Annotated in this window: 4 protein-coding genes and 1 pseudogene; 4 read left to right on the forward strand and 1 reads right to left on the reverse strand. The window is 42.7% G+C overall.

Features of this window, described 5'->3' with window-relative positions; translation table 11 throughout:
- Positions 1–1,468 (reverse strand): annotated as a pseudogene (locus L652_RS01000000123775) (glycoside hydrolase family 2 TIM barrel-domain containing protein); the annotation flags it as partial.
- Between the two features lie 112 nt (positions 1,469–1,580).
- On the opposite strand from L652_RS01000000123775, the gene L652_RS0112690 reads away from it, so the two are divergent.
- The 4 genes from L652_RS0112690 to L652_RS1000000125455 all read left to right on the forward strand — a co-directional run.
- Complete coding sequence (locus L652_RS0112690; RefSeq protein ID WP_024595140.1) at positions 1,581–2,399, forward strand: AraC family transcriptional regulator; 819 nt, start codon at positions 1,581–1,583, stop codon at positions 2,397–2,399.
- An 81-nt stretch (positions 2,400–2,480) separates the two neighbouring features.
- On the forward strand, positions 2,481–2,789 hold the full coding sequence (locus L652_RS0112695) for a hypothetical protein (RefSeq protein WP_024595139.1): 309 nt from the start codon (positions 2,481–2,483) through the stop codon (positions 2,787–2,789).
- A 150-nt stretch (positions 2,790–2,939) separates the two neighbouring features.
- Entirely contained in the window at positions 2,940–4,202 is a 1,263-nt protein-coding gene (locus L652_RS0112700; protein WP_024595138.1) for a TolC family protein, read from the forward strand.
- A partial coding sequence (locus L652_RS1000000125455) for an efflux RND transporter permease subunit (RefSeq protein WP_253951853.1) occupies positions 4,199–6,773 on the forward strand: 2,575 nt, incomplete at its 3' end. The genes L652_RS0112700 and L652_RS1000000125455, both read left to right, overlap by 4 nt.

Genomic DNA, 6,773 nt, shown 5'->3' on the forward strand with positions numbered 1-6,773 from the left:
GCTGTGGTATTTGAGCCGCCACCTTCGTATTGCACTGGGCGAGAAGGGTCAAAGCTTTTTGACCATCCGTACATAGCATCGTGGTTGGCGCCGTGTCCGCATTCGTTACCCAGTGACCAAATAATAATAGAGGCGTGGTTTTTATCGCGCTCAACCATTTGTGTATAGCGCGACATAAATGCACCAGCCCACTGTGGATCGCTTGCCAAACGCCCCATAGGAAACATGCCGTGGGTTTCTATATTGGCTTCGTCCACTACGTATAAACCTAGCTCGTCGCACAGCTCGTAAAAACGCGGGTGGTTAGGATAGTGAGCAGTACGTACAGCATTAAAGTTATTTTGCTTCATCAGCTTAATATCTTCAATCATGTCGGCGGTGCTTACTGTGTGGCCGTTTTCTGGGTGGTGTTCGTGGCGGTTAACACCGCGAATAAGTAGCGGTTTGCCGTTTAAGCAAAGCTGCCCGTTAAGCATTTCCACTTTTCTAAAACCAATGTTATAGGCTTCAACATCTACTGTGTTGCCTTGCTCATCTAGCAGGCTTACAACGCAGCGGTATAAGGTCGGGGTTTCGGCGGTCCACTTTTTAGGGCTTTGTATATCAATTGTTTGAAATACAACATCGCTCCAGCCGCCTTTTTCATCAACGCGTTTATTGTTAGTGCTTTGTATGTGTGGCTCGCAGAGTGCTTGCTCATTATCAAAAACCTGTACTGCTACTTGGTAGTTATTTGGCGCATTTATCGCCGTTTTTATATGTAGCGTTGCATCGCGGTAGCAGGCGTCTAAATCTGGGGTTATAAATACATCACGTATTTGGTTTTGTGGTTTTGTAAGTAAGTTAACATCGCGAAAAATACCGCTTAGCCACCACATGTCCTGATCTTCTAAATAACTGCCATCGCTCCAACGAATAACCATAACCGCAATACGGTTAGNCCTGCCACTAACAGCTCGCTTAAATCAAATTCGCTTGGTAAGCGGCTATCTTGTGAGTAGCCCACCCACTGACCGTTACACCAAAGGTGAAACGCCGAGTTTACGCCTTCAAAAATAATATGGTTACGCTGCGCTAATTGATCCGGTGTAATAGTAAACTCAGTGCGGTAGCAACCTGTTGGGTTATCGCTTGGTACAAATGGCGGGTTAACTGCAAATGGGTATTTAACATTACAGTAAATTGGTTTATCAAAGCCGTGTAATTGCCAGTTAGAAGGCACTGTAATGCTTTGCCAGTCTTTGCTTAGTGTTTCACTTAGTAATGACTCATCAACCGCTTCGGGTTTATCAAATAATTTAAAATCCCATTGGCCGTTTAAACTTTGTTTTTGTGATTGTGTGTTAGTACGGGCATGGTCAACGCTTTTAAATCCATTGAGTGGGCTGTGCGCTTTTACTTGATTAACTTGTACTGAAATTGGGTTTTCCCAATCACGGCGATTAATTATGTGTTGTAGTGAGTTCATTAGTGTCCTATTGCATGTATGGCAATTATAGTGGCTTAAATATAGCTAAAATAATGCGTTGGGGTTATGCTTAAAGCTCTCTTTTATTTGTCCAAAACTATCATTTTAAATTATGCGCAACACTATTGTAGATGTACTCGATATTGGCCCAGAGTGTACAGAGCGGTTTATTGATTTAACCACGCTTTCGCAAATGCCAAACCTTGAAATAGAGCTGGCAGGTTGCTCTAATTTATTGGGTGACTATTGTGTTGCACGTACTAACCCGCTCGAACACACTCTTTTTTATACTTTGGCTGGTCAGGGCACACTTAAAACAGTTAATAACCAATACTCATTAACTGAAAATAGCTTAGCTATATTGCCTGCAAGGCAAAGTTTTGAGGTTAAAATAGCAAGCGAAAAGTGGGATGTGATTTGGCTAAACCTTGCAAACACTAAACGCTGGCAACACTTGAATTTAGCACAGGCTAAGGTATTAACTAATCAGCAATTAGCGCCATTACATTTAGCTATGGAGCTTTTATATAGCGAAAGTAACGCTACTTTGCGCGAAGGTGTTATGCCTATTTTAAGCCACTATTTAAACACTACGCTTCAAAGCGAGCCGCAAATAGGTGGGCAAAACAGATTAACCAGCTTGTTTTTAGAGGTAGAAGAGCGCTTACAGTTTGATTGGACTATAGAGGTTATGTGCGAGCACGTGCATTACTCAGCACCGCATTTACATAGGTTATGCCAAGCGCAATTTGGTAAAAGCCCTATGCAGCAGCTTATTTATTTACGCATTAAACGAGCTAAAAGCTTACTACTAAATACCCGCTGGCCTGTTGCCCATATTGCTGCTTACGTGGGGTATCCTAATATATTTAATTTTTCTAAACGGTTTAAAAAATCAGTGGGTATATCACCAAGTGAATTTAGAAAATAACGTAAGCGGCTCTCTACATTTGAATAAATTTAAGGTATTGTGCGATTTCTTAAATTGCATTTTAGAGTTTTTAGGTAGGTAATGCGCTCAAACTACTTTTTAGTCGTGATACTTTTAGTGCTTGTGCACAGCTTTATTAGCTGTGATGCGGCGGCGTATCATCTGCAAGAAGAAGTTGATCATGCTACGCATGTTCATTCTCAAGCAAATGTAAACGATGAAGATGCGCAATCACCTACTGAAATACATGCCCATCAGCATTGCCACTGTGGTTACTACAGTACGCTAAATCACTCTATAAACCCTGAGCAAAGCCAAGCTACACTGCCTGCGTGCTATAGCGGTTTAAACTATCCACCAGATGTTCCGCCACCAAATTTTTATAGCTAGTTTTTAATTTTAAACACTTTGTAAATAACTGCCTGCGCCTGTGCGCTATAAGGCTAGTTATGTACATTTTTAGGTTGCTTAATTGCGCTTGTTTTTAAAATAGGCGTAGTGATTAAGTCAACTCTGTTTGTTAAAAAACGGACATGCTATATGAACAAAAAACCACTTATGCTGGTGGCGCTACTGTGCGCATTACCTGCAATGAGCGTTTTGGCAAAAAATGAGCCTCAAAACGTATTAACGCTAAAGCAAGCGCTTAAAAATACCGAGCAGCAAAATGCTGAACTTAAACGCTACCCGTATCATCAAAAAATATTAACGGCGCTTAAAACCCAAGCTGCGCTTTCACCTAATCCTGAGCTGAGTTTTGAAGCTGAAAACTTTTTAGGAACCCACGGCTCCCATGCGTTTTCGGGGGCGCAGTACACGCTGGCTTTAAGCCAATTAATAGAGCTGGGTGATAAACGCCAAAACCGCATTAACTACGCCACGGCAAATATAAAAGCGCAAACAATTGAGTATAAAAATACTCGGTTAGCACTTTTAGCAACCACCGCTGAGCGCTATTACCAAATACTTAAATTTCAGGCGTTAATTGCTTTAAATAGTGAGCGTAAAAACACCGTTAAGCAGGCACTTAACGCAATTGAAAAACGCGCTAAAGCGGGTGCAGCCTCAAGTGCTGATGTAACCCGCATGCGTTATGCATTAAGCCAAGTAGATTTAAATACGCTGATGCTAAATAGCGAATTTGAGCGTGCGCGCTTAGCTCTAACCGAGCTGTGGCAAGAGCCGCAAGTGAGTGATTACTATGCTGGCGATTTATCACAAATAGCTGCTGTTAAAAGTGAAGCAGTGCTACTTGATGCGGTAAATACAGCACCTGAATTTGCACTGCTGCAGCAGCAATATATGCAGCAAACGGCTAATTTGTCGCTGCAACTCTCAAGCGGGCAAAGCGATTTAACCCTGGGTGGTGGCGTGCGATATAACCAGCAAACTGATGCCAGCTCGTTGGTGTTTTCTTTTTCAATGCCACTGCAATTAAGCAATTCTAATAGCGGTAATATTGAGGCTGCAAAGCATCAACTTACGCTACTTAATGAGCAACAAGGGCAATTACGTGTTCAGCTACGCCAGCAAATACGCACTTTGTATGCGTATTACCAAGGTAAAACTGCGCAGGCACAGCTATTAACACAGCAAGTTATTCCACAAGCACAAACGCTTATAAAACAAAGTTTAAAAAGCTATCAACAAGGGCAAATATCGGTGTTGCAATTACTCGACGCACAGCAAGCTTTATTTGATTCTAAACGCGCACTTATCAACATCCATAGCGAGCTATATCAAGTGCTGCTTACCCTTGAGCGTTTAACTGGCCAACCTTTAATTGAGACTCATCAATCATGAATAACACTCTTATCGCATTATTTATAACGCAATTATTTACACTCCCATTTTTAAGTAGCACGGCTATGGCATCTGATAGCCATCACGAAAAAGGTCACGAAGAAGGCCACAAAGACGAACACACACAAAAAGGCCCACACGGCGGATTTTTACTAACCAATAACGCCCTTGATTTAGAGCTTAAGTTAACCCAGTTTGCAGGTAATACCGAGCTGCGAATATATGGCTTTAATAACGATAAAGCTGTGGATATAAATCAGTTAGACGTAACCATAAACGTGCAGCGTTTAAGTGAAGAGCCACAGCTTATTCGCTTCAAAGCCGAAGATGACTATTTAGTAAGTACCGTGAGCGTAAACGAGCCGCATTCTTTTAAGCTTGATGTAATGGCACGCTATAAAGGCGTTGAAATAAATTATCATTATGAGCAAGAAGAAGGGCGCACAACGCTAAGCTCCCAAGCAATTGAACGCGCAGGAATTAAAACCGAGATAGCAAAAGCAGGTAGCGTTGAACTAACAGATACTCTATTTGGTGTTATAGCACCCACCGCGCACGGCACCGTTGAAGTAATGGCGCCTTATACCGGCCTAGTTAACGATATCTTTGTAAGCATTGGTCAAAACGTTAAAAAAGGCGATAAGCTGGCAAGCATTACCAACCGCGAAACACTGCAAAATTACACCATAAAAAGCCCAATTACAGGCGTTATTACCGAGCAATATTTAAAGCGCGGTGAGCTTGCCAATAGCGCATTAATGCAAATAGTAAACCTTGAAACCGTATGGGTCGAGCTCTCGGCTTTTCCTGAAAATATTGAAAAGCTCGCCATAGGACAAAGCGCAAAAGTGTACGATTTACATCATCATTTAAATGCGCAAGGTGAGGTGTTTTACATAGCCCCTATGATGAGCGGCGGGCATATTGCGCGTGCGCGAATCGAGCTTAAAAACCCTAATGGTCATTGGCGCCCTGGTATGCATGTTAATAGCGACATTAGTACTGCAAAAGTAGATGCTGCAGTGCGAGTAAAGTCTACAGCTGTGCAGGAATTTAACGGCAAACCTAGTGTGTTTATTAAAAGCGGCAATATATTTGAAGTACGCCCTGTAAAGCTTGGTGCTAAAAACAGCGAGTGGGTAGAGGTACTTGAGGGGCTCTCGCCAAATAGTGAGTACGTAACGCAAAACAGTTATGTAATTAAAGCCGATATTTTAAAAAGCGGCGCAAGCNCACTCACACTAGGAGGCAGCATGATTGATTGGATAGTTTCTTTTGCGGTTAAACGCCGAATGATGGTGCTTGCGCTCACGCTTTTATTTGCTGGGTTTGGTGTATACAACACACAAAATTTAGCCGTTGATGCCGTACCCGATATAACTAATGTGCAAGTACAAATAAATACAAAAGCGCCTGGGTTTACCCCGCTTGAAGCAGAGCAGCGCATTACCTATTTAATTGAAACCGCTATGGCGGGCATACCAAAGCTTGATTACACTCGTTCGATTTCGCGTTATGGACTTTCGCAAGTTACCGTTATTTTTAACGAAGGCACCGATATTTACTGGGCGCGCCAGCAAATATCAGAGCGCATTCAAAGTATTCGCTCAGACTTGCCAGCCAATATTGAGCCAAACTTAGGGCCAATTGCCAGCGGGCTAGGGGAGATTTTTACTTACTCTGTGCATGCAAATAAAGGCGCGATAAAAGACGATGGCACGCCATTTAACGCAGAGGATTTACGTACTCTGCAAGATTGGGTTATTCGCCCGCAGCTATTAAAAGTAAAAGGCGTTACCGAAATTAATAGCCAAGGTGGCTTTGAGCGCCAGTACCAAGTAGCCCCCGTGCCTGAAAAACTACTCGCTTATAAGCTCACGCTAAGCGATGTAATTACTGCACTTAAATTAAATAACAGTAATCAAGGCGCAGGGTTTATAGAACGTTTTGACGGACAATATTTAGTGCGCTCGCCAGGGCAATTAAAAACCATTGATGACATCGCTAACACGGTTATTGCTAAGCGAGATGATGCACCGGTACGGATTAAAGATGGAGCAAATGTGCGTTTAGGTAAAGAGCTTAGAACCGGCGCTGCTACTTATAACGGTAAAGAAACCGTGCTCGGCACCGCCATGATGCTAATTGGCGAAAACAGTCGCGTAGTGGCAAAAGCCATGGCTGATAAACTCAAAGACGTACAGCTAAGCTTGCCTGAAGGTGTTGTGGTAGAAGCAGTTTATGACCGCACAACCCTTGTTGATAAAACCATAGCAACCGTAAAAACCAACCTGTTCGAAGGCGCGGTGCTAGTGATTGTTATTTTGCTGCTGTTATTAGGTAATGTAACTGGTGCGCTTATTACGGCAATGGTTATTCCGCTTAGTATGTTATTTGCCGTTACCGGCATGGTAGGTAATCGCGTATCGGGTAATCTAATGAGTTTAGGCGCAATCGATTTTGGTTTAATTGTTGATGGCGCAGTCATTGTGGTTGAAAACTGTTTAAGGCAACTTGGCCTTGCGCAGCACAAACATGGCAGGCTACTTACATTAAATGAGCGTTTAAGTG

Origin of the sequence: Pseudoalteromonas sp. TB25, assembly GCF_000497995.1 — a bacterium.
GTDB classification, from domain to species: domain Bacteria; phylum Pseudomonadota; class Gammaproteobacteria; order Enterobacterales; family Alteromonadaceae; genus Pseudoalteromonas; species Pseudoalteromonas distincta.